Source organism: Arthrobacter sp. 131MFCol6.1 (genome assembly GCF_000374925.1).
Lineage (GTDB): Bacteria > Actinomycetota > Actinomycetes > Actinomycetales > Micrococcaceae > Arthrobacter.
The window spans coordinates 42,724-64,344 of sequence record NZ_KB895555.1 but is presented as its reverse complement, the minus strand read 5'-3'; the positions used below and the strand labels follow the sequence as shown (position 1 = coordinate 64,344).

Sequence of the window (21,621 nt, the reverse complement as noted above, 5' to 3'; positions counted from 1 at the left end):
TCCCAAAGGACTCGTGGGCATGCTCGTTACCCTCATGCGGCGCTATTCCAAGCCGTATCTGCCATACATCGCGGCTGTGGTCATCTTCCAGCTGGCCTCGACCATCGCGGCTCTGTACCTGCCCAGCCTCAATGCCCAGATCATCGACGAGGGCGTCTCCCGCGGCGACACGGACTACATTTGGCGGACCGGCGGCGTCATGCTCGGCGTCGCCCTGATCCAGGTGGCCACCGCGATCGCCGGCGTCTACTTCGGCTCGAAGGCTGCGATGGCGTTCGGCCGGGACCTGCGCCGCGGCGTGTTCCGCAAGGTGAGCAGCTTCTCGGCGCGGGACGTCAACGTCTTCGGCGCCCCCACCCTGATCACCCGGGGCACCAACGATGTGCAGCAGGTCCAGATGCTCATGCTCATGGCGCTGAACTTCATGGTGGCCACGCCCATCATGTGCATCGGCGGGATCTTCATGGCCCTGCGCGAGGACCTCAACCTGTCCTGGCTCGTCTGGGTGTCCGTGCCCCTGCTCGTGGTCGTGGTGGGCTACCTTGTGGTCCGCCTGATGCCGCTCTTCCGTTCCATGCAGGAGAAGATCGACCGGCTCAACGGTGTCCTCCGCGAGCAGATCATCGGCATCCGGGTGGTCCGGGCGTTCGTGCGCGAACCCCACGAGGCCGAGCGCTTCGGCGCGGCCAACAAGGACCTCACCGACGTCTCGCTGAAAATCGGTTCCCTGTTTGTGCTGATGTTCCCCGCCATCGGCATGATCCTGCACATCTCCACGGCGGCCGTGCTCTGGTTCGGTGGCCAGCGCGTCGACGCCGGCGAGATGCAGGTCGGTTCGCTGACGGCCTTCCTCCAGTACCTCTTGCAGATCCTCATGGCCGTCATGATGGGCACCTTCATGGCCATGATGATTCCCCGCGCCTCGGTCTGCGCCGACCGGATCGGTGAAGTGCTCGACGTCGAACCCTCCATCCATGAAGCGCTCACGCCGGTGACGCCGGCGGCCAAGGCCGGCCGCGTTGAATTCCGCAACGTGACGTTCGCTTACCCCGGGGCCGAGGCGCCCGTGCTCAGTAACATCAGCTTTACGGCCGAGCCCGGACAGACGGTGGCGATCATCGGCTCCACGGGAGCCGGCAAATCCAGCCTGCTGGCCCTGCTCCCGCGGCTCTACGACGCCGAGTCGGGCGAGGTCCTGCTCGACGGCGTCCCCGTCACCCAGTTGGACCGGGCCGAGATCACGCAGCGCGTGGCCATGGTGCCGCAACGGCCCTACCTGTTCTCCGGAACCATTGAGCACAACCTGCGCTTCGGCAAGCCCGAGGCCACGGACTCGGACCTGTGGGAGGCCCTGACGGTCGCCCAGGCCGCGGACTTCGTGCGCGAAAAGAAGGGCGGCCTCGCAGCGCGGATCGCCCAGGGCGGCACCAACGTCTCCGGCGGCCAGCGGCAGCGGCTGTGCATCGCCCGCGCCCTCGTCACCGAACCCAAGGTCTTCCTGTTCGACGACTCGTTCTCGGCCCTCGACGTCGCCACCGATGCCAGGCTCCGCCGGGCGCTCAAGGCCAAGACGGCCGATGCCACGGTGATCATCGTCGGCCAGCGCGTCTCCACCATCGCCGATGCGGACCAGATCCTCGTGCTGGACAACGGCAGGATCGTGGACCGCGGAACACATGAGGAACTGTTGGAAAGCTCCAGCACCTACCAGGAAATCGTCGAATCCCAGCTGAGCGCGGAGGCAGTGGCATGAGCACCAACGAGAAAGTCTCCACCACTTCGGCCAACGGAGCCGACCAGGCCGCAGCAGGGACGGACGCAACCGACCTGATCGAGGATGACTTCCTCGAGGAGGAGTACACTCCCGGCGAGGCCGACGGCGGCATGTTCGGCGCCGTGCCGGCCAAGAAAGCCCAGCACTTTTGGCCTTCGGCCAAACGGCTCATGGGGCTGCTGAAGCCCGAGCGCGCCGGCATCATCGCCGTGCTCGCCATGGTGACGGTCGCCGTCGTCCTCAACGTCATTGCCCCGAGGATCCTGGGCCAGGCGATGGACGTGATCTTCGCCGGAGTGGTCGGCAAGCAGCTCCCGGCAGGGGCCACCAAGGAGCAGTTCATCGAAGGACTGCGCTCCCAGGGCCAGGACAACTTCGCCGACATGCTCTCGAAGATGGATGTCGTGCCGGGCGCGGGCATCGATTTCCAGAAGCTCGCGTTCCTCATCAGCGTGGTGCTGGTGATGTACTTCGTCGCCAACATCTTCCTGTGGCTCCAGGGCTATGTCCTGAACGTGCTGGTCATGCGCGTGGTCCGCACGCTGCGCGATGACACCGAGAAGAAACTCAACAAGCTGCCGCTGAACTACTTCGATACCCGCCAGCGCGGCGACATCCTCTCCCGCGTCACGAACGACGTCGACAACATCCAGCAGGCGCTCCAGCAGGCCTTCGCCCAGCTCGTGAACTCGGCCCTGACGGTCATCGGGATCGTGATCATGATGTTCATCGTGTCCTGGCAGCTGGCCCTGATCGCGCTCGTCGCCCTGCCGCTCTCCGGGGTGGCCGCCGGCATCATTGGCGCCCGCAGCCAGAAGCTCTTCGCCGCTCAGTGGAAGAACACCGGCGAGCTCAACGGCCAGATCGAGGAATCGTTCTCCGGCCACGACCTCGTCCGCGTGTTCGGCCGCGACGCGGACATGCTGGCCCGCTTCGACGAGCGCAACGAGGAACTCTACAAGGCCAGCTTCGGGGCCCAGTTCGTTTCCGGCATGATCATGCCGGTCATGCAGTTTGTCTCCTACCTCAGCTATGTGGGGATCGCCGTCGTCGGTGGGCTGCGGGTGGCCTCGGGCAGCATGAGCCTGGGCGACGCCACGGCGTTCATCCAGTACTCGCGCGAATTCACCCAGCCGCTGGGCCAGATGGCCGGCATGGCCAACATGCTGCAGTCCGGTGTCGCCTCCGCCGAGCGGGTCTTTGAATTCCTCGACGCCGACGAACAGGACGCCGAGACCGCCACCGAGCACCTCCCGGCCAAGACCGACGGACACGTCGAGTTCAAGCACGTCACCTTCAGCTACACGCCGGACAAGCCGCTGATCGAGGACCTGTCCTTCACGGCCGAGCCCGGTCACACGGTCGCGATCGTGGGACCGACCGGGGCGGGCAAGACCACCCTCGTCAACCTCGTGATGCGCTTCTACGAACTCAACGCCGGCAGCATCACCCTGGACGGTGTGGACATCACCCGGCTGAGCCGTTCAGAGCTGCGTGCCAAGGTCGGTATGGTGCTGCAGGACGCCTGGCTGTTCGGCGGAACCATCTACGAGAACATCCGCTACGGCAAGCTGGACGCCACCGAAGAGCAGATCATGGCGGCGGCCAAGGCCACGTTCGTGGACCGCTTCGTCCGGGCGCTGCCGGACGGCTACAACACGGTGATCGACGAAGAGGGCAACAACGTCAGTGCCGGCGAAAAGCAGCTGATCACCATCGCCCGGGCCTTTGTGGCGAACCCGTCGTTGCTGATCCTGGACGAGGCCACGAGTTCCGTGGATACCCGTACCGAAGCCCTGGTCCAGAAGGCCATGGCGGCACTGCGGACGGAACGCACCAGCTTCGTCATCGCCCACCGCCTCTCCACCATCCGTGACGCGGACACCATCCTTGTCATGGAGGACGGGCAGATCGTCGAGCAGGGCCGGCACGCCCAACTGCTGGCCCTGCAGGGCGCGTACTACCGGCTGTACATGTCCCAGTTCGCCGGCGAGGACGCGGACGCCTCCTTGGCGGATTCCGCGGAGGACGCGACGGCGGTGCACAGCTGAGCGCCGCAGGCCCCGCCGGGGAGGGCGCAGCCGCCGGGAATGGCCGCGCGGGGAACGGCCCCGCTGGGGACGGCCCCGCTGGGGAGATCACAGCCACGGAGCCTCGGCGCCTCGAGGTGGAGGTGCCGATGCGCTGGAGCGACATGGATGCCTACGGGCATATCAACAACGTGCAGATTGTCCGGATCCTCGAAGAAGCACGGATCGCGGCCTTCGGCCCGCCCAGGGGTCCCGGGCTGCCGGGAACCGAACCCTTGGTGCCGCTCTTCAATGAAATTCCGGAAGGGACGCTGGCACTCGTGGTCGAGCACAAGATCAGGTACGTCAGGACCCTTGAATACCGGAACGTGCCCGCCGTGGTCCAACTGTGGATCGGGGCGGTCAAGGGCGCCAGCTTCGACATCCACTACCTGGTGCAGGATCCCGTCACGCGGGAGGACTGCGTCCGGGCCACGAGCCATCTTGCCTTCGTGGACGAGGCAACCGGCCGGGTGCTGCGGCTGACGCCGGAGCAGAAGGACCGGATGGCCCCCTACACCCGCGCCCACCCGGTCCAATAGCCTCTACCCCGGTGCTCGGCCCGGCTCCTAGAATGAACAATCCCGACGCATAAGGAGGCGTGGTCGTTGTGAACATGGGCCAGAACATGCACAAGAAGCACACACGCAAGAAGAAGTGGAACGAACTCTCGCCGATGGCACGGTTCGGAACCATCTCCGCTGCCATCGTCCAACTCTCGCTGCTGGTCGCGGCCCAGACGGACATCAGCCGACGCCCGGCTGCGCAGATTCGCGGCAGCAAGGCCATGTGGCGGCTTGCCACCCTAGTGAATTTCATCGGTCCGGCCACGTATTTCACCTTCGGCGTGAAGCGCGGGCCCGGCGCGAAATCGGGTCTGCTGCCCGCCCGACCATAATCTACTGGCCGGTAGTTTAGGGGCCGGCGTTAAATGGGCGCGTTCAGTTTAAGCCTGTAAATTGAACGTATGACCCCAACCAAGAAGCCTGCCCTGCACCGCGCCCTCGGTATCTCCAAGGAGATTGAAGACGCGGCGTGGTTTGTGCTGGGCCCGGGGTTGCTCGGCAAGGCGTCCCCCCTGGACGGCCGAACCAAAACTTGGTCCGTCCAGGCTGCCGCAGAGCTGCTGGAACGCCTCGAACGGGGCGTTCCAGATCCCAAGGCGCCGATGATGACCAACCTGCGCCAGAACCTGGAAGACGCCAGCCGCGGGGCGAAGCAACTGGCCGTGGAGCTGCTCTTCCTCCAGTCCTTGCCGCTGGCCCACGAGGTCAAGTCGCTGAAGGTCAAGCGGGCGCGCGTCGCCGAGGCGGCGTCGTGGCTGGAGCCTGCGCTGGAGCTCCCCGACGAGCTCTATGCGGGCATGACGGACCACGGCGTGATCCGGGACCGCACCGCGGAATTCAACTGGACCATCTGGGACCACCTGAAATGGCTTTGCCGCTTCGTGCAGCACGTCGCACAGCGGCCGGCCCACGTCGTCCAGGCCGCGGTCAAGGATCCGCTGGCCTTCCACCGGCTGGTCGCCGGGACCCCGGATGACCAGCCGGCCATCCGCCGCAGCATTGAGTTCCTGGTCTGGCCCAGCTACTTCGAACCCGTGGTGGCCGATGTCGAACGGCAGGAGATCCGCGACGCTTTCGCTTCCTTGGTGGGCGGGGCCAAGGGGGACAGCGACGAGGACATTTCGGCGGACATCCACCGGATCCGCCTGCACCTGGACCAGCAGGCCGGGCAGCGGATCGACTGGTACTCGCGCCAGCTGGTGAGCCAGTGGCGGAAGGTCGGCGACCCCGGCCGTCGCGCCTGGCTCCTGCGCACCCACCACGACAACGCCGAGCTGCTGGGGGAGTGGCGGGACGAGGAAGCGGTGACGCTCGACGTCGAACATCTCCGCCTGCTGGACCCCGGCGTTACCGCGGGGCTGGTCCAGAACGCGGTTGACGAGGACTACAAGCACCTCGGCTATGTGGAGCGTGAGGACACCAAAACCGCAGTCTTCGCCTTCCTGACCGTCATGAAACCGGGCGACCTCGCGCTCTACCAGAGCTCGGGCAAGGTCCGGATCGGCGTGGTCCTCGGCGAACCTGAGCATGCCAAAGACAACCGCCAGCTCCGCCGCAAGGTCCGCTGGTTCGATGAGGAACATGACGCTACGGGGCTGCCCCGCCACGTGCAGCGCCAGCTGACCACTTCCGGCAACATCGTGGACATCACCCGCGTGATCCAGGCGCTTGAGGCTCTGCTGCCGGCCGAAGCGGAAGCCGAGGACGGCGACGGCGCCGCGCCGGATGCCGCCGTCGAACCGGTCTGTGACGGGTTCCGGTCGCTGACGCCGGAGTTCGCCGCGTCCCTGCACATGGACCTGGAGCCGTTGCAGGAAATCGCCGAACTCCTCGAGGAGAACCGGCAGCTGGTGCTCTACGGTCCGCCGGGAACGGGCAAGACATACCTCGCCAAACACCTCGCCGCCGAGCTCGCGGGCGACACCACGGACGAGCGGGTCAAGCTGGTCCAATTCCACCCGTCGTACGCCTATGAGGATTTTTTCGAAGGCTTCCGCCCGGACAAGACGGATGAGGGCCAGGTGTCCTTCAAGCTCGTGGCGGGCCCGCTGCGCCGGCTCGCCGAGGAAGCGGCCAAGCCCGGAAACGAGAGCAAACCGTACTTCCTGATCATCGACGAGATGAACCGGGCCAACCTCGCCAAGGTGTTCGGCGAGCTGTACTTCCTGCTCGAATACCGCGACGACCGCATCTACCTGCAGTACAGCCCCAACGAGCCCTTCACCCTGCCGGACAACCTGTACATCATCGGCACCATGAACACCGCGGACCGTTCCATCGCGATGATGGACGCGGCCATCCGGCGGCGCTTCTCCTTCATCGAGCTGCACCCGAAGACGGAACCCGTGAAGGGCTCGCTGCTGCGATTCCTCCAGGCCCGCGACCTGGACACGACGCCCGCCCTGCTGCTTGACGCTTTGAACGACGCGATTGATGAGTGGGACCGCGACCTCATGATCGGGCCCTCCTACTTCATGAAGAAGTCCGCGCAGACGCCCAAGGGCCTGCGCAGAATCTGGAAGTACGAGCTCATGCCGCTGCTGGAGGAGCACTACCACGGCCAGCTCAACCGCGCCCAGCTGGAGGAACGGTTCGGACTGGAACAACTCCTGGGCCGCCTGGCGCATGCCTAGGCTGGCCGGGGACGCCGTAGCGCAGGACCGCAATGCCTCGGACCGCAGTGCTGACCGCGATGCGCAGGACCGCAAGGCCTCGGACCGCGGGACGGTTGGGCGCGGTTCATCCGGACCCGGTTCATCCGGGCGCGGCGGCGCCGCGGAGAACTGCCGGCACATTGTCCTCGACGAACTCTCCGTCGGCGTCGTGGAGCGGCTTGATCCGGACACTGCCGCCTACGTCAACGCCAGCGGCCTGGCGAAGGCCTCGCCGATGGGCATGGGACTGTACCGGATCGAACCGGTGGGCACCGTCGGGTCGGTGCGCACCCCCGCTGTGCAGCTGGAGGTGCGGCCGAAGGGTCGGCTCGGGCTGAGCCGTTTGCTGTTCCTGCTCGGCTACGCGGGGGACCAAGGGTTCCGGGACGAGTCCGTCGCCGCTGTGGAGCATACGGACCTTTGGAGCGCCCTGGCCGAATCCCTGGCGCAGCTCGCGGACCGGGCGCTGAGCCGCGGCGTGCTGCAGGGGTACCTCATGGTGGAAGAATCCCTCCGGACCGTCAAGGGCCGGATCCGGATGTCGGACCAGATTTCCCGCCGTCCCGGCATGCTGGTCCCGCTGGAAGTCTCCTATGACGAGTTCACCGAGGACATCGCGGAGAACCGGATTCTGCGCGCCGCGCTGGAACGGATGTCCCAGGTGCCGCGGGTGCGGCCGGAGGTCCTGAGCCGCCTGCGCCAGCTCAAGGGAAAGCTCGACGCCGTGACGCGCCTTCAGTCCGGCGCGCCGCTGCCGCAGTGGCGGCCCAGCCGGATGAACACCCGCTACCACGCCGCTCTCAGGCTCGCCGAACTGATCCTGCGGAACGCCTCGGCGGAGGCCGGCGACGGCAAGCAGCAGTCGGCGTCGTTCGTGGTGGACATGGCAAAGGTGTTCGAGGACTTCGTGGGGACGGCCCTGCGCGAAGCCATGGCCGCCTACCCCGGAGAAATGCGGTTGCGTTACAACGCACTGCTGAACGAGGCCGTCCGCGACTCGGACCGCATTGTGGTGCAGCCCGGTGCCGTCCACTTCCTCGGCGGCCGGCCCGTGATGGTGTACGACGCCAAGTACAAGGCCGCGGCCGACGTCGGCGCGTCCCTCTCGGGCGACCACTACCGGATGCTGGCCTACTGCACATCCTTGCGGGTGCCGACGGCGTGGATCGTTTATCCGGGAGCCGGGGAAATCAAGCTGCGCCGGATTCTCAATACCGACATCGACATTGTCGAGTTCCCGCTGGATCTGTCGCTGCCGCCGTCGGAAATCCTGGCCGCCGTGGCAGATCTTGCCCAGCAGTCCTGGGGCGAAGTGCTCCGGCAGGCCAGTATCGACAGGTCCGCCGGCTAGGCGGATTCCTCCTGGTCGGCCACTGTCCGCAAATGCTCCAGGAGCGCCTTTTCCGGCTGGCCGGGATTGTTAGCGACGTGCCACTGGAGTTTCTCCCGCACTTCAGCTTCTTCCGGGTTGGTACCAGCCAGAACCTCATCAATGATTGAGGCCGCCTGCCGGCGCAGCGGCTCCAGATCCGGGTTCGCTCCGCGGAACTGGCGGGGCCGGAAGCCGCGGAGTCTCGTGTGGCCGACGCGACGGAACGGCAGAACCGTGGGATCTGAAACTGCGGGGCTGGAATCTGTGCGACTGGAATCTGTTGGCGCAACAGTCGTTTCGGGCTGGTCGTTGGACATCAGCAAGTGCGGCATCGTGCGCTCTCCCGTGTTTGCAGTACGCGTTGGTACTGACCGAATAATGCCTATCGCCCCCGGAGTCGAATATTAGCGGAGGCTGTTCAACCTGCGCCGGAGGTGGGCCGCGCGACACGCGGGACGTTGCTGCTCAGCAAAGGTCCTCAGGAGGGCTCGTCCCGTCCCGGGCCGGGCCTTGGCGGAAGGGGCCCTGCAGGAGACGGCCTTGAAGGAAAGCATCGAGGCGGAGCTCCAACGCCGATCGATCCTTCAGCTCGCACTCCCACACGGTGAGGACTTCCCAGCCATCGCGTTCGAGCTGAAGCCGCTGGGCGGCGTCGCGGTTCCGGGTGCGCGTGCGCTTGGTTTCCCAGAACTCGGCGTTTGCCTGGGGTGCGTGCTGGCCCACCCGGCAGTCGTGGAAATGCCAGAAGCAACCGTTGACGAAGATGACTTTGTGGCGGCCGGCGAAGACGAGATCGGGGTTGCCCGGAAGTTTGCCGCCGGCCGCGGTGCCGTGCAGGCGGTAGCGGTATCCCTTCGCGTGCAGCAGCCTGCGGACCAGCATTTCCGGCTTGGTGTTCTTGCCCCGGATCCGGGACATGTTCCAGCTGCGCCGCTCCGGAGTCAGCTTGTCCGCCATCATTTAAGTCTAGGCGGGTGCAAGGTCCTGGCGCCGGCCGGCACTTAGCCGGGCCGGCGGGGCCGGGCGTCTGGGGGTCTGGGGTGGACCGGCGTCGGCGGGCGGGTAGTCGCCGTCGGGCGCTAGATCTCGCGCTCCGGGTGTTCGCCGAACTGGAAGTGGCGGCCGCTGACCGACGTCGGCGTAATTTCCACGTAGAAGTCCTTCAACGTTGGAACCCACGGTTTCAGCCCGAGAGCCTCGGCCTCGGCGATATCGGCTGATTGGTCGAGGACGCGCGCAGTGCCGCGCAGGACTACTGACCATGCTTCCTCGGACAGGATGCCGTCCGTTTCGAAGAGCACCTTCGAATTGATGGTGAGCTCGGCCAGCTTGTTTCCCGGTGCGGTGCGGAGAAACAACTTCCGGCCGCCGACCGCGTAGTTCACGGGGAAGATGTCGGGTTCGCCGGCCACCGTGACCACGAGCCTGCCGTGCTTGGTGCCCTCAATCAATGCCCAGGCTTGATCGTCGTCCAGTTTGAGAATCGGATTGCCGTCTTCGTGTTCGAACATCATGGGTTCATTGTTCTTTCCTCCCGAGCGAAATGGCTAGGGGCTAAAGGACTGGCAAAGGACTGCCGGGGTGGTCTGCCGGGGTCTGCCGGTATGCGGGGCGGCCACATGATGCCTGTGGATAATCTTGACCAGCAAAATGTGATCTCGGTTACCCTTAAGCCACAAATTGGCTTCAATCGTCTTGATTTTCTATCGGGGGAGTAGCTGACCATGACATCGCGCACTTGGCTTTCCGGTCCCTGGCGAGCCTGTGCGGTCGCCTTGCTGTCGATCTCCCTGATGTCTGTCACAGCGTGCAGCGGGGATGGAACGCCGCCTCCTGGATCTCCACCTGCTGCTTCGCAAAACCCGGCCGGGTCGCCCACCCCGAGCGCAACTCCCACACCTACCGCCAGCTACAAGCCCGCCGACGCGACCGGCAAGGCGCAGAACGTGCCAGTGCCGGAGTTGCCGGAAGCTGCGAAGGCGGAGACGAAGGAAGGTGCGATGGCCTTCGCCAGCTATTGGTTCAGCCTTCTCAGCTACGGGTATGAATCAGGCGAGCTGAAGATTCTAGAGACTGTTACCTCGTCGGCATGTGAACCATGCGAAAAGGCCAAAAGTGTAATCCAAGCATGGCATTCGGAGGGGCGGTGGCTCGTGGGAGGAAAAATATCGACGCCCTCCATAAGTACAGAATTCACCAAGAGCGCTGAGGCCACGTACCAAGTTGTGGTTCAGGCCCACCAGACGCCATTGACGTATGTGCGGGCGGACGGCTCAATAGCTCGCCGTGATCCGCAACCTGATGACACCGGAAATCTGCTGTTTGTAGCCTTCAAAAACGGCGCATGGAGCCTTGTTGATGTCGGCAGAATCGTGGCGTGAAGGATGCGACTGTCCAAGATGTCGCGAATCGCGCAAATGCTATTGGTCGTGACGGGTTTGGTCGCAGTCTTTGGGGTGAACGCCGCGCGTGCGGATGATCCAGACATCTTCGGAGATTGGCATCCAGACAGTCTCAACGTCAACGGATGGGCATGGGACAGTGCTTTGAAGACGTTTGTCCGGAATAAGCCCGGATCTGTATCTGCCGACCCCTTCCAATACAAATACGAACTCCAGTGCCACCTGGGTGGCGGCGACTTTGACGCCGACTGTCTCGCCGCAGCTGTGGACTGTTCGAACGGCCCAGACGGAAAGGCTGGCATTCCCGTTGTCTGGCTGAAAGCGCCGGCTGGCGTGCCCAACCCGACATGGTCATTTCACTCCGGCCCAACGTGCCTCTTCGATCCCAGGCCGGCGGACTTGCTGCCCAGAATTGCCGCAATGATCCAGCGGGAGTTCCAGCGGCTTCCGATATCTGCGGGCACGTCCACGGCCCAGCCCAGCCCCAACACACTCCGGGGAGCCGAGACCAACTTCTTCGCCAGCGCCGCGGATCAGGAGTTCGACATCACAATCCTGGCCCAGGCCGTCCATGTCACCGCCAAGCCGGTGCAGTACGCGTGGAGCTATGGCGACGGCACCTCGCTCGGCCCGCAAACGGCGGCCGGTGGACCGCTTCCGCAGGACCGCTGGGGCGAGAAGACCCTGACGAGTCACGTGTACACCCAGACCGGCGACTTTCCGGTGGTTCTGACCACCCACTTCCAGGGAACCTACTCCGTGAATGGCGGCCCGCCGCTGCCCATCCCCGGCCAAGGACAATTCAGCTCGCCGCCACAGACAGTCAGTGTCTGGCGGACGATCACAAGAAACTACGCAGACACGTGCCTGCAGAATCCCCAAGGCCAAGGCTGCCCCGGCGTCGCCCCGCCGCCTCCTGGCCCGTAGCTAGGCTCGCAGCTCCCGGTCCACCCGTTCCATCCGGGCATTCACGAGCTGGCAACGCGGGTCGTCCGGCCCCATCAGCGCAGCCACGGCAGCCGCAGTCGCCGTATCGAAGGACCCCATGTCGCTCGTGCACCACTGCAGCATCAGCCGGGCATCACCGCTTGACCGTACGGACGCTCCCACGGCTGTGTTGAGCTCGTCGCGCATGAACCCGATCGCCAGATTGACCGAACGGGTGAGCAGTTTTGCCGGGTACGCCGCGAACGCCTCGGCAACCCGACCGTCCCGCAGATGACCGGCCACGACGGAAGCGTCCGTCACGACGTGGACGGTAGACGAGAACCGGTAGGGGTTCGCTTCCAGGACATCGCCCAGAATGGCGCGGATCCGGTGCATCTCGGTCCGGATCGCCGCACCGGTGCCCGCATCGCCATGGAGCTCGTACGCCAATTCTTCGGCACTCCAGCCCTGGTCACGCGAAGCCAGCAGGGCCAGGATCTCGGCGCGGCGCAGTGTCAGCGGGCGGCTGATGCCGCCGTCGACCGCCGCGGATGGCGCGTCCCCCAAGAGCCGCAGCATGAGCTGCGACCGGGCGCCGCCGTCGCGCACTGTCCGCTCGCCGCCCGGTGCCCGCTGCCCGGAGCGCCCGGCGCCGCCGTCGGGAAACGGGGCCGATTTCAGAAGTTCCTCTGCGAGCCGCACTCCGCAACGCACCAGCCGCAGGCTGTCCGGTGTCACCGATTCGAACGGGCCGGAGACGTCCAGGACGCCGACGACGTCGCCGGTCAGAGGGTCTCGAATGGGGGACGCGGTGCAAGCCCAGTCATGGTGGGTCCGCACGAGGTGCTCAGCCGAGAAGAGCTGCGCCGGCGCACCGGTCACCAAGGCCTCGCTGATGGCGTTGGTGCCGACCCCGGACTCGGACCAGTCGGCGCCCTCCACGAACTCCAGCGAGTCCGCGAGCCGCAAGGCCTGCTTGCTGCCGACGCGCCACAGCACTTCGCCCTCGTGGTCGGTCACGATCAGCAGATGGCGCCCGGTCACGGTCTCATCGGCCAGAAGCTGTGACAGCGCAGGCATCACCGCAGCCAGCCGATGGCCGGCGCTGAGGGATCGGGCCTCGGAGACCTCATGCCGGTGCAGCGGCCGATGCTGGTCCGGATTGATGCCTAGCGCCAGGGAACGCTGCCAGGACTTGATAAGCGATGGCGAGAGGTGCGGATCCGGAGTGCCCGAAATCGTGGTCTCGTGCGCCGCCCGGAGGATTCGGGCATACTCCGCCGGCGCGGAAAACCTAAGGTCCGAGGGATGCGTGATGGAGCCGTTGCCCTGCCGCATGCTCATTCTCTCAACTCGCCCTCGAATCGTCGCACCCGGCTGGGTCCCTGCCGCCGCCGGCCAACCTGCGCGCCTGCCGACAGCTTGAGAGCTCCGTGTAACCCGATTGTAACCCCCTGCGACTTTTACTTGTGATGCGGGTCACTGCGTGGTCTACGCGGCACGCAACGGGAGCGACCCACTGTCAGCAATGGAAAGAGGAATCATGCCTGAGACACCAAACGGCGTCGTCGGGGCGTGGTTGGCGCAGTTCGATGAGGCACTGCGCAGCCACAACACGGACGCCGCACTGGAACTTTTCGACGACGATTCGTACTGGCGCGACTTCGTCTCCTTCACCTGGAACCTCAAGACCCTGGAGGGCAAAGAGGACATCCGGCGCATGCTCGAGGCGACCCTGGACGAGGTGCAGCCCAGCAACTGGACCCTCGCCGAGGACGCCACCGGGGACGCCGCCAAGGCCGAGGCCTGGGTGAACTTCGAGACCGCCCAAGCCCGGGGCTACGCCCATCTGCGCCTCCGGAATGGCAAATGCTGGACCCTGCTCACCACCATGCAGGAACTGAAGGGCTTTGAGGAAAGGAAGGGTCCCAACCGGGACAAGGGTGTCGCCCACGAGATCACCAAGGGCCGCAAATCCTGGCTGGAACTGAAGGAGGAGCAGGAGGCGCGGCTCGGCTACGAAGACCAGCCCTACACCGTCATCATCGGCGGCGGCCAGGGCGGGATCGGTCTGGGCGCGCGGCTGCGCCGGCTCGGTGTACCCACCATCATCATCGAAAAGAACGAACGCGCGGGTGACTCCTGGCGCAACCGCTACAAGTCCCTCCACCTGCACGATCCGGTCTGGTACGACCACCTGCCCTACATGAAGTTCCCCGACGACTGGCCCGTTTTCGCTGCCAAGGACAAGATCGGCGACTGGCTGGAAAACTACACCCGGATCATGGAACTGAACTACTGGTCCAAGACCGAGTGCACCAGCGCCCGCTTCGACGAAACGTCCCGGGAGTGGGTGGTGGAGGTGATGCGCGACGGCGAACCGGTCACCCTGCGCCCGAAGCAGCTCGTCTTCGCCTTGGGTGTGTCGGGGTACCCGAGCGTCCCCACGTTCGACGGCGCCGAGTCCTTCCTGGGGGAGCAGTACCACTCGTCCAAGCACCCGGGCGGCGGCGACTGGACCGGCAAGAAGGCCGTGGTCATCGGCTCCAACAACTCGGCCCACGATATCTGCGCCGACCTCTGGGAACACGGCGCCGATGTCACCATGGTCCAGCGGTCCTCGACGCATATTGCCCGCAGTGAATCCCTCATGGACCTGGCCCTCGGCGGCCTGTACTCCGAAGAGGCCCTGGCCAACGGCGTCACCACGGAGAAAGCCGACCTGCTGTTCGCCTCGCTGCCGTACCGGATTCTGCCCGAAGCCCAGATCCCGGTTTATGCGGAGATGGCCCGCCGGGACGCGGACTTCTACTCCCAGCTCGAGGCTGCCGGCTTTGACCTGGACTTCGGCGTTGACGGCTCCGGCCTGTTCCTGAAATACCTGAGGCGCGGCTCCGGCTACTACATCGACGTCGGCGCTTCGCAGCTGATCATCGACGGCCGGGTCAAGCTGGCCAATGGCCAGGTCAGCAAGATCACCGGCAACTCCGTCGTGATGGCCAACGGAACGGAGCTGGATGCCGACGTCATTATTTACGCCACCGGCTATGGGTCGATGAACGGCTGGCTGGCTGATCTGGTCTCGCCCGAGGTGGCGGACGCCGTCGGCAAGTGCTGGGGGTTCGGATCGGATACGCCCAAGGATCCGGGGCCGTGGGAGGGGGAACTGCGCAACATGTGGAAGCCCACCAACGTGGAGAACCTGTGGATCCATGGCGGCAACCTGCACCAGAGCCGGCACTATTCGAACTATCTTGCCCTGCAGCTCAAGGCAAGGATGGAAGGACTGCCGACGCCGGTCTTCGAGCTGCAGCCCACGCACCACGCACGCTAACCGCACGCGCTGACTTGCGCGGGTCGTGACAATCTCAGGCACGGCCACCAGACTGGGGCTACGGCCCCCTGTGAAAATCCAACTTTTATTCCGTGGATGCGCCTGACCGGGCGCATCCACGGCCCTGGACTGCGAAGGTGAAACACCATGAAAGCAGCACGATTTCATGCCCGCGAGGATCTCCGGATCGAAGACATTCAAGAGCCGGAGCTGCGTCCGGGAACGGTGAAGATCGCCGTGGCCTGGTGCGGCATCTGCGGCACCGACCTCCATGAATTCCTGGAAGGACCCATCTTCACCCCGCCGCCGGGCCACCCCCACGGGCTCACCCACGAGGCCGCCCCGGTCACGCTCGGCCACGAGTTCTCCGGCACCGTCGAAGAACTGGGGGAAGGCGTCAGCGGTCTGGCCGTCGGAGATAACGTCGTCGTGGAGCCGTACTACGTCTGCAATGAATGCGGTCCCTGCCTCAGCGGCCACTACAACCTGTGCACCAAGTTGGGCTTCATCGGCCTGGCGGGCGGCGGTGGCGGCTTGAGCGAGAAGATCGTCGTCGACACCCGGTGGGTGCACCCCGTTGGCGACATCCCCCTGGACGAGGCCGCACTGATCGAACCCCTTGCGGTGGCGTATCACGCCGTCGGCCGGAGCGGCGTCAAAGCCGGGGACGTCGCCGTCGTCGGGGGTGCCGGACCCATCGGCTTGCTCACCGCCGCGGTCCTCAAGGGCATCGGCGTCACCACGATCGTTACCGAGCTGTCGGCCGCCCGCAAAGACAAGGCGGCTTCCTCCGGGGTCGCGGATCACGTGCTCGACCCGAGTGCCGACGACGTCAAGGCGCGCGTGCTGGAACTGACCAACGGTGCGGGGGCCGATGCGGCGTTTGAATGTGCCGGTGTGAATGCGGTGCTGGACACCATGCTCGACGTCGTGAGGCCCGCCGGCGTCGTCGTCAACGTCTCGATCTGGGGGCACCCGGCCACGGTCGACATGCAGAAAGTCGTGCTGAAGGAAATCGACCTGCGCGGCACCATCGCCTACTGCGGCGACCACGAAGCCGCCATCAAGCTCGTCCAGGAAGGAAAAGTCGACCTGAAACCCTTCATCACGGGGCGGATCGCCTTGGACGACTTGGTGGACAAGGGGTTCGACACGCTGATCAACCACAACGACACCGCGGTGAAGATCATCGTCCACCCGTAGTGATCCGAGTCTCACCAGGGAATAGTTGCAGACGCCTCGCAGTTGCCGCCAGTGAACCCATTCACTGCGAAAGGAACTGCGCATGCTGTTTTCCCCGATGACCCTCGGCGAGCTGGAACTGCCCAACCGGCTCGTCATGGCGCCGCTGACCCGTCTCCGTTCCGGCCAGGAAGGAATCCCGGGACCCTTGGTTGCCGAGCACTACCGCCAGCGCGCCTCGCTCGGCCTGATCGTCAGCGAGGGCACCTACCCGAGCCCGGCCGGGCGCTCGTACCCGGGCCAGCCCGGCATCGTCACCCCGGACCAGATTGCCGGCTGGAAGAAGGTCACGGAAGCCGTTCACGCCGAAGGTGGCCGGATCTTCGCGCAGATCATGCACGGTGGCCGGGTTTCGCACGAGGACATCACCGGCGGCCACCAAGTGGTTGCGCCGAGCGCCATCGCCGTCGAGGCAGAGACCCGCACGTCCAAGGGCAAGCAGGCGCACCCCGTGCCGCACGCCCTGACCACCGACGAACTGCCCGGCATCCTCCAGGAATTTGTCCAGGGATCGCTAAACGCGATCGAGGCAGGGTTCGACGGCGTGGAGCTGCACTCCGCCAACGGTTACCTGCTGCACGAATTCCTGGCGCCGTCATCGAACCAGCGTGACGACCTCTACGGCGGCTCCCCGGAGAACCGGGCGCGCTTCGTGATCGAGGTTGTGAAGGCCGTGGTTGAGGCCGTGGGCGCCGATCGCGTCGGCATCCGGATCTCACCGGAGCACAACGTCCAGGGGGTCACCGAACTGGACGCCGCAGACGTCCGCGAGACGTACCGCCTGCTGGTGGATGCTATTGCGCCGCTGAACCTGGCCTACCTGAGCATCCTGCACAAGGACCCCACCGGCGAACTGGTCCAGGACCTGCGTTCACGCTTCAACGGAGCCTTCCTCGTCAATACCGGATTCGGCGTCATCACCACCCGGGATGAGGCCATCTCGCTGGTTGCCGACGGCCACGCAGACGCCGTCGTTGTCGGACGCCCGGCCATCGCGAACCCGGACCTCGCCCGCCGCTGGCGCGAAGGCCTGCCGGTCAACGAGCCCGACGCGTCCACGTTCTATGCCGACGGCGCCACGGGCTACACCGACTACCCGGCCTACCAGAACTAGGGCCAACTGCGGGCGCGGTGACTTTCGCGGCGCCCGCTCGGCTGGACATGCTCAGCCGCAGTCACGGTCAGTGGGCAGAATGCCATTCTGCCCACTGATCGCATTTAACAATGAGCATGTCCCTCGCAGGGCAGGTCCGAGACGGAACATGCTCAACGGTGAGGTGCACGAAAGAGCATGTTCCTCGCAGCGCATCATGACCACTGGACATGTCCAGCCGCACCCGGGTCCGGACATGTGCCGCGATGAGGTGCACGAAAGAGCATGTTCCTCGCAGCGCATCATGGCCACGGGACATGTCCAGCCGCACCCGGGTCCGGACATGTGCCGCGATGAGGTGCACGAAAGAGCATGTTCCTCGCAGCGCATCATGGCCACGGGACATGTCCAGCCGCACCCGGGTCCGGACATGTGCCGCGATGAGGTGCACGAAAGAGCATGTTCCTCGCAGCGCATCATGACCACTGGACATGCTCGGCCGCAGCCATGATCAGTGGGCAGAATGCCATTCTGCCCACTGATCGCGCTTAACAATGAGCATGTCGCTCGCTGGTTTGGCCTAAGGCTGGACATGTCCCGCGCCGGAGTGTGGGGGTGGGCATGTCCCGTCCTGCATAGCGGGGCCACCGGACAGGTTCCCTGGACGAATTGGCCACTGGACATGTCCCGCGGCTGGCGCCGGGATTGGGCATGTCCCCGTGGGCCCATGACGCGCAGCGAGGGGCATGCCCATTGGTGGGGGCGGCAAATGGGCATGTCCCGGAGGGGATGTCGCCACGCCCGGTCCTATAGGATTTGAAGATGCAATTCGCTTCCACCGGCAGCCACTCTGAGGGGCGCCCCGCCGGCCGCGCCGTCAGTCGGCAGGTCCTCGCGGACCACGTCTATGAAGAACTCCTGGCGTCGCTGATGGATGGCCGGCTGGAACCCGGAACCGCGGTCAGCATCGACGGGACCGCCCGGGAACTCGACGTCTCGCCCACCCCCGTGCGCGAGGCGCTCGCCAGGCTGGAACATACCGGGATGGTGCGCCGCGTGGCCCTCAAGGGCTACCGGGTTGCTCCGGTGTTCACCCGGGAAGACTTCGCCGAGCTCATGGAAGCCCGCCTCGCGATCGAGCCCGTCAACGCCCGACTGGCGTGTGCCCGGCTGACGCCCGGCCACCTGGCCGAACTGGAACGGGCAGTCGCCGATCTCAAGGACGCCCCGCGCGGGCCGTCCTTTGCCGAATTCCGCGGCTACCTCGAGGCCGATGAACGGTTCCACCGGCTGATCGCGGAGCAGACGGGCAACCAGTTCATGGTGGCCGCCTACGCCGCCCTCGGCGGACAGATTCAGCGCTTCCGCCTGTTCGGGGGAGTGGGCATCACCGACGCCGACCACGCGATCGCCGAGCATCAGGCGGTCCTGGATGCCCTCGCGACGGGCGACCCTGAGAAGGCGGCAGCCGCTATGGCCGAGCACGTGCAAAAGGTGCGCGGCCGCGCCATCGCCGACGCTCCCGCGGAATAGGTCTCCTCCCAGGCTGACGCACGCGGGCCCAACACCGCGTAACAACACCGCGGAACAGCGCAACCGGCTCCTGTGCCATCTTTTGTGACCCTCTTCACAGCTGATCGAAGACCCCATAGGATCTTCGATTGTGACGGCTATGGTGCCGGCATTGGGAGTCACAAGGGAGTGAAGAGTGCAAACAGAAACTTTGGCCGCAGGGCCCAAGGAATCCGCAACACGCCGCACCATCAAGAATCTGCGGTGGTGGATCCTCGGCTGGGCGCTGGCCGCCGGCATCATCAACTACATGGACCGCAGCGCGATCTCCATCGCCGCGCCGCAGCTGATCAAAGAGTTCGGCATGACCCGGACGGACATTGGCCTCCTGGGCACCGTGTTCTCCTGGACCTACGCTTTTGCCCAGCTGCCCGCGGGCTGGCTCGTGGACAAGCTGGGCGCCCGACGGATGTACTTCCTCGCGATCGCAGGCTGGAGCATCGCGACCGCGCTGATGGCCGTCGGCACCAAGATGTGGCAGTTCATCACCTTCCGCTTCCTGCTCGGCATCACCGAAGCCCCCAACGGGCCGGCGTCGGCAAAGCTCACCGCTGACTGGTTCCCGCGGGCCGAGCGCGGGCAGGCCACCGCCATCTGGGACAGCGGTTCCAAGTGGGGACCCGCCATCGCGCCGCCCGTCCTGACCGCCATCATGCTCGCGTTCGGCTGGCAGGCCATCTTCCTCTTCCTCGGCGTCGCAGGCCTCGTGCTGGCACTGGCCTTTTTCCTCTACTACCGCGCTCCCGAAGAGCACAAGCGCATCAGCGCGAAGGAACTGGACTACATCGAAAGCCAGCGCACCACCCAGCTCCTGACTGCCAAGAAGGTTTCGTGGCTCGGACTCTTCAAGCACCGCCAAATCTGGGGCATGATGGCCGGATTCTTCTGCGTCATCTGGATCTGGAACATCTTCATCGTCTTCCTGCCGCTCTACTTGCAGGAAGAACGCGGTGCCAGCATCGCCAGCTCCGGCTGGCTCGCGGCTGTCCCGTACCTCGGCGCAGCCATCCTCGGCATCACCGGCGGCTGGGTCATGACGCGCTACTCGAAGAAGGCAGGCCGTGATCCGCTGCTGGCCAAGCGCCACGTGATGTCCGTAGCAGCGATTGCCGCCGGCATCCTGATCTGCCTCATCCCGTTCGTGGATTCCCTCCCGCTCGCCATCGCCGTCATGACCGTGGCGCTGGGCTTCGTCGCCACCATGCAGGCGGCCGCCTGGGCCATGCCCGGCGACATCGTGGACAACTCACAGGTTGCCTCCGTCGGTGCCATTCAGAACTTCGGCGGCTACTTCGGCGGCGCCTTTGCCCCGCTGCTGACCGGTGTGATCGCCGATGCCACCGGTTCCTACGCGCCGTCGTTCGTGATCGGCGGCATCATCGCGGCCCTGGCCGCAGTGGCCTACACAGTGCTGGTCCGCGAACCCATCAAGGACAAGACCGCAGCAACGCAGACAGAAAGCCGAACCGACGCATGAGCACAGCAACAAACGCATTGACGACGACGGCGGCCGCCACCACGGCGGCCGCCCCGGCGGCGGGAACCACCACTGCGCGAACCGCCACTGCGGGAACCACCACTGCGGGAACCGCCCGCTCGCCGTTCAGGGTGGCCGTCACGGCCGACGCCGCGCGGCCGGACGGAAACTCCATTCACGGGGACTTGGGGCTGCAGCGGCTCAGCGAGCACGGCATCAGCTGGAGCGTCCTGCCCAGTTACACGGATCCGGTTCCGCTGGCCGACCTCGCCGGGGTCCATGCCGTGCTGTCACTGGGACACATCGCCTTCGATTCACGCACCGTGGACCACGCCCCGGACCTGAGACTGATTGCACGGTTCGGGGCAGGCTACGAAACCATCGACTTGGACGCCTGCACCCGCGCCGGCATCGTCGTCACCAACACCCCGGATGCCATCCGGCGGCCGTTGGCAGTGGCGGGACTGACGCTGCTCCTGGCGCTCTCGCACAAGCTCCTGGCCAAGGACAGGCTGACCCGGACCTCTGACTGGGCGCAACGCGAGCACTACCGCGGCGCGCCGCTCGTGGGCCAGACGGTCGGCATCGTGGGCTTCGGCAGCGTGGGCGCTGAGCTCGCCCGCCTCCTGGCCCCGCTCGGGATGAAAGTCGTGGGCAACAACCGCAGCGGCCGCCACGCGGAAGCCGCCGGACTCGGCGTCGAGCTGCTGGGCCTGAATGAGCTCCTGGAGCGCTCGGATTACGTTGTGCTCTGCGCCGCGCTGACACCGGCGACCGAAAAACTGATCGGCGCCGCCGCGTTGGCCCGAATGAAGCCAAGCGCCTACCTGATCAATATCGGCCGCGGAAAACTCGTGGACACGGATGCCCTCCGGGACGCCCTGCGGGACGGCCGGATCGCCGGCGCCGGCCTCGACGTCTTTGAGCCGGAACCCCTGTTTCCCGACGACGAGCTCCTGACCTTGGACAACGTCGTGCTTTCCCCTCATTCCCTGTGCTGGACCGAGGACTTCACACGCGACGTCGCGGCCAGCGCCATTGCCTCGATCCTGGCGGTCGCGGCGGGGGAGCGCCCAGACAACGTCCTGAATCCGGAGGTCTTCGCAACCGCGGCCTTCGCCGCGAAAGGGGCGTAACCC

At 65.7% G+C, this 21,621-nt stretch carries 18 protein-coding genes; 15 read left to right on the top strand and 3 right to left on the bottom strand.

The window, feature by feature from the left end; all coding sequences use genetic code 11:
- The first annotated feature begins 19 nt into the window (after positions 1–19).
- The 6 genes from C566_RS0118795 (at position 20) to C566_RS0118770 (ending at position 8,414) form a co-directional block, all read left to right on the top strand.
- Positions 20–1,753: an ABC transporter ATP-binding protein gene (locus C566_RS0118795; protein ID WP_018775905.1), complete on the top strand. Its 1,734-nt coding sequence runs from the start codon at positions 20–22 to the stop codon at positions 1,751–1,753.
- Positions 1,750–3,825: an ABC transporter transmembrane domain-containing protein gene (locus tag C566_RS0118790; RefSeq protein WP_018775904.1), complete on the top strand. Its 2,076-nt coding sequence runs from the start codon at positions 1,750–1,752 to the stop codon at positions 3,823–3,825. Before C566_RS0118795 ends, C566_RS0118790 begins: the two co-directional genes overlap by 4 nt.
- 128 nt (positions 3,826–3,953) lie before the next feature.
- Positions 3,954–4,385, top strand: coding sequence for an acyl-CoA thioesterase (locus C566_RS0118785; protein ID WP_018775903.1), 432 nt, complete (start codon positions 3,954–3,956; stop codon positions 4,383–4,385).
- Positions 4,386–4,444: 59 nt separating this feature from the next.
- On the top strand, positions 4,445–4,741 hold the full coding sequence (locus tag C566_RS0118780; RefSeq protein ID WP_018775902.1) for a hypothetical protein: 297 nt from the start codon (positions 4,445–4,447) through the stop codon (positions 4,739–4,741).
- A gap of 69 nt (positions 4,742–4,810) precedes the next feature.
- A complete protein-coding gene (locus tag C566_RS0118775) occupies positions 4,811–7,042 on the top strand; it encodes an McrB family protein (protein ID WP_018775901.1) in 2,232 nt (743 codons plus the stop codon).
- Positions 7,035–8,414, top strand: coding sequence for a 5-methylcytosine restriction system specificity protein McrC (locus tag C566_RS0118770; protein ID WP_018775900.1), 1,380 nt, complete (start codon positions 7,035–7,037; stop codon positions 8,412–8,414). The genes C566_RS0118775 and C566_RS0118770 overlap by 8 nt, the downstream gene beginning before the upstream one ends.
- A 486-nt stretch (positions 8,415–8,900) precedes the next feature.
- Here C566_RS0118770 and C566_RS0118760 read toward each other — a convergent pair whose 3' ends face one another.
- Positions 8,901–9,392, bottom strand: coding sequence for a very short patch repair endonuclease (locus C566_RS0118760; protein WP_081627382.1), 492 nt, complete (start codon positions 9,390–9,392; stop codon positions 8,901–8,903).
- 122 nt (positions 9,393–9,514) lie between these two features.
- Positions 9,515–9,949 (bottom strand): pyridoxamine 5'-phosphate oxidase family protein, encoded by a 435-nt coding sequence (locus C566_RS0118755; RefSeq protein ID WP_018775897.1) that lies wholly within the window; start codon positions 9,947–9,949, stop codon positions 9,515–9,517.
- Positions 9,950–10,159: 210 nt separating this feature from the next.
- Between C566_RS0118755 and C566_RS22815 the strand changes: the two genes are divergently transcribed.
- Positions 10,160–10,816 (top strand): DUF6318 family protein, encoded by a 657-nt coding sequence (locus C566_RS22815; protein ID WP_155846945.1) that lies wholly within the window; start codon positions 10,160–10,162, stop codon positions 10,814–10,816.
- Between the two features lie 441 nt (positions 10,817–11,257).
- Entirely contained in the window at positions 11,258–11,764 is a 507-nt protein-coding gene (locus C566_RS23260) for a PKD domain-containing protein (protein WP_018775896.1), read from the top strand.
- On the opposite strand, the gene C566_RS0118745 is transcribed toward C566_RS23260, so the two are convergent.
- Positions 11,765–13,102, bottom strand: coding sequence for a GAF domain-containing protein (locus tag C566_RS0118745; RefSeq protein ID WP_018775895.1), 1,338 nt, complete (start codon positions 13,100–13,102; stop codon positions 11,765–11,767).
- Positions 13,103–13,307: 205 nt separating this feature from the next.
- Between C566_RS0118745 and C566_RS0118740 the strand changes: the two genes are divergently transcribed.
- From C566_RS0118740 to C566_RS21810, 7 genes are all read left to right on the top strand, one after another.
- A complete protein-coding gene (locus tag C566_RS0118740; protein ID WP_018775894.1) occupies positions 13,308–15,098 on the top strand; it encodes an NAD(P)/FAD-dependent oxidoreductase in 1,791 nt (596 codons plus the stop codon).
- 147 nt (positions 15,099–15,245) lie between these two features.
- On the top strand, positions 15,246–16,301 hold the full coding sequence (locus C566_RS0118735) for a 2,3-butanediol dehydrogenase (protein WP_018775893.1): 1,056 nt from the start codon (positions 15,246–15,248) through the stop codon (positions 16,299–16,301).
- A gap of 82 nt (positions 16,302–16,383) precedes the next feature.
- Positions 16,384–17,454 (top strand): alkene reductase, encoded by a 1,071-nt coding sequence (locus C566_RS0118730; RefSeq protein WP_018775892.1) that lies wholly within the window; start codon positions 16,384–16,386, stop codon positions 17,452–17,454.
- Positions 17,455–17,650: 196 nt separating this feature from the next.
- The gene (locus tag C566_RS22805) at positions 17,651–17,944 is read left to right on the top strand and encodes a hypothetical protein (RefSeq protein ID WP_155846944.1); all 294 of its coding nucleotides are present in this window, start codon (positions 17,651–17,653) and stop codon (positions 17,942–17,944) included.
- A 311-nt stretch (positions 17,945–18,255) separates the two neighbouring features.
- Entirely contained in the window at positions 18,256–18,966 is a 711-nt protein-coding gene (locus C566_RS0118725) for a GntR family transcriptional regulator (protein WP_018775891.1), read from the top strand.
- Positions 18,967–19,141: 175 nt separating this feature from the next.
- On the top strand, positions 19,142–20,482 hold the full coding sequence (locus tag C566_RS0118720; protein WP_196802408.1) for an MFS transporter: 1,341 nt from the start codon (positions 19,142–19,144) through the stop codon (positions 20,480–20,482).
- Entirely contained in the window at positions 20,479–21,618 is a 1,140-nt protein-coding gene (locus C566_RS21810; RefSeq protein WP_018775889.1) for a 2-hydroxyacid dehydrogenase, read from the top strand. The genes C566_RS0118720 and C566_RS21810 overlap by 4 nt, the downstream gene beginning before the upstream one ends.
- Positions 21,619–21,621: the final 3 nt, after the last annotated feature.

Coding starts and splice junctions, on each gene's coding strand:
- C566_RS0118760 (WP_081627382.1), bottom strand. CDS start 9,392: ATGGCGGACAAGCTGACTCCGGAGCGGCGCAGCTGGAACATGTCCCGG.
- C566_RS0118725 (WP_018775891.1), top strand. CDS start 18,256: ATGCAATTCGCTTCCACCGGCAGCCACTCTGAGGGGCGCCCCGCCGGC.
- C566_RS0118775 (WP_018775901.1), top strand. CDS start 4,811: ATGACCCCAACCAAGAAGCCTGCCCTGCACCGCGCCCTCGGTATCTCC.
- C566_RS0118795 (WP_018775905.1), top strand. CDS start 20: ATGCTCGTTACCCTCATGCGGCGCTATTCCAAGCCGTATCTGCCATAC.
- C566_RS0118735 (WP_018775893.1), top strand. CDS start 15,246: ATGAAAGCAGCACGATTTCATGCCCGCGAGGATCTCCGGATCGAAGAC.
- C566_RS0118755 (WP_018775897.1), bottom strand. CDS start 9,949: ATGATGTTCGAACACGAAGACGGCAATCCGATTCTCAAACTGGACGAC.
- C566_RS0118740 (WP_018775894.1), top strand. CDS start 13,308: ATGCCTGAGACACCAAACGGCGTCGTCGGGGCGTGGTTGGCGCAGTTC.
- C566_RS0118770 (WP_018775900.1), top strand. CDS start 7,035: ATGCCTAGGCTGGCCGGGGACGCCGTAGCGCAGGACCGCAATGCCTCG.
- C566_RS22815 (WP_155846945.1), top strand. CDS start 10,160: ATGACATCGCGCACTTGGCTTTCCGGTCCCTGGCGAGCCTGTGCGGTC.
- C566_RS23260 (WP_018775896.1), top strand. CDS start 11,258: ATGATCCAGCGGGAGTTCCAGCGGCTTCCGATATCTGCGGGCACGTCC.
- C566_RS0118745 (WP_018775895.1), bottom strand. CDS start 13,102: ATGCGGCAGGGCAACGGCTCCATCACGCATCCCTCGGACCTTAGGTTT.
- C566_RS22805 (WP_155846944.1), top strand. CDS start 17,651: ATGACCACTGGACATGTCCAGCCGCACCCGGGTCCGGACATGTGCCGC.
- C566_RS0118730 (WP_018775892.1), top strand. CDS start 16,384: ATGCTGTTTTCCCCGATGACCCTCGGCGAGCTGGAACTGCCCAACCGG.
- C566_RS21810 (WP_018775889.1), top strand. CDS start 20,479: ATGAGCACAGCAACAAACGCATTGACGACGACGGCGGCCGCCACCACG.
- C566_RS0118785 (WP_018775903.1), top strand. CDS start 3,954: ATGCGCTGGAGCGACATGGATGCCTACGGGCATATCAACAACGTGCAG.
- C566_RS0118790 (WP_018775904.1), top strand. CDS start 1,750: ATGAGCACCAACGAGAAAGTCTCCACCACTTCGGCCAACGGAGCCGAC.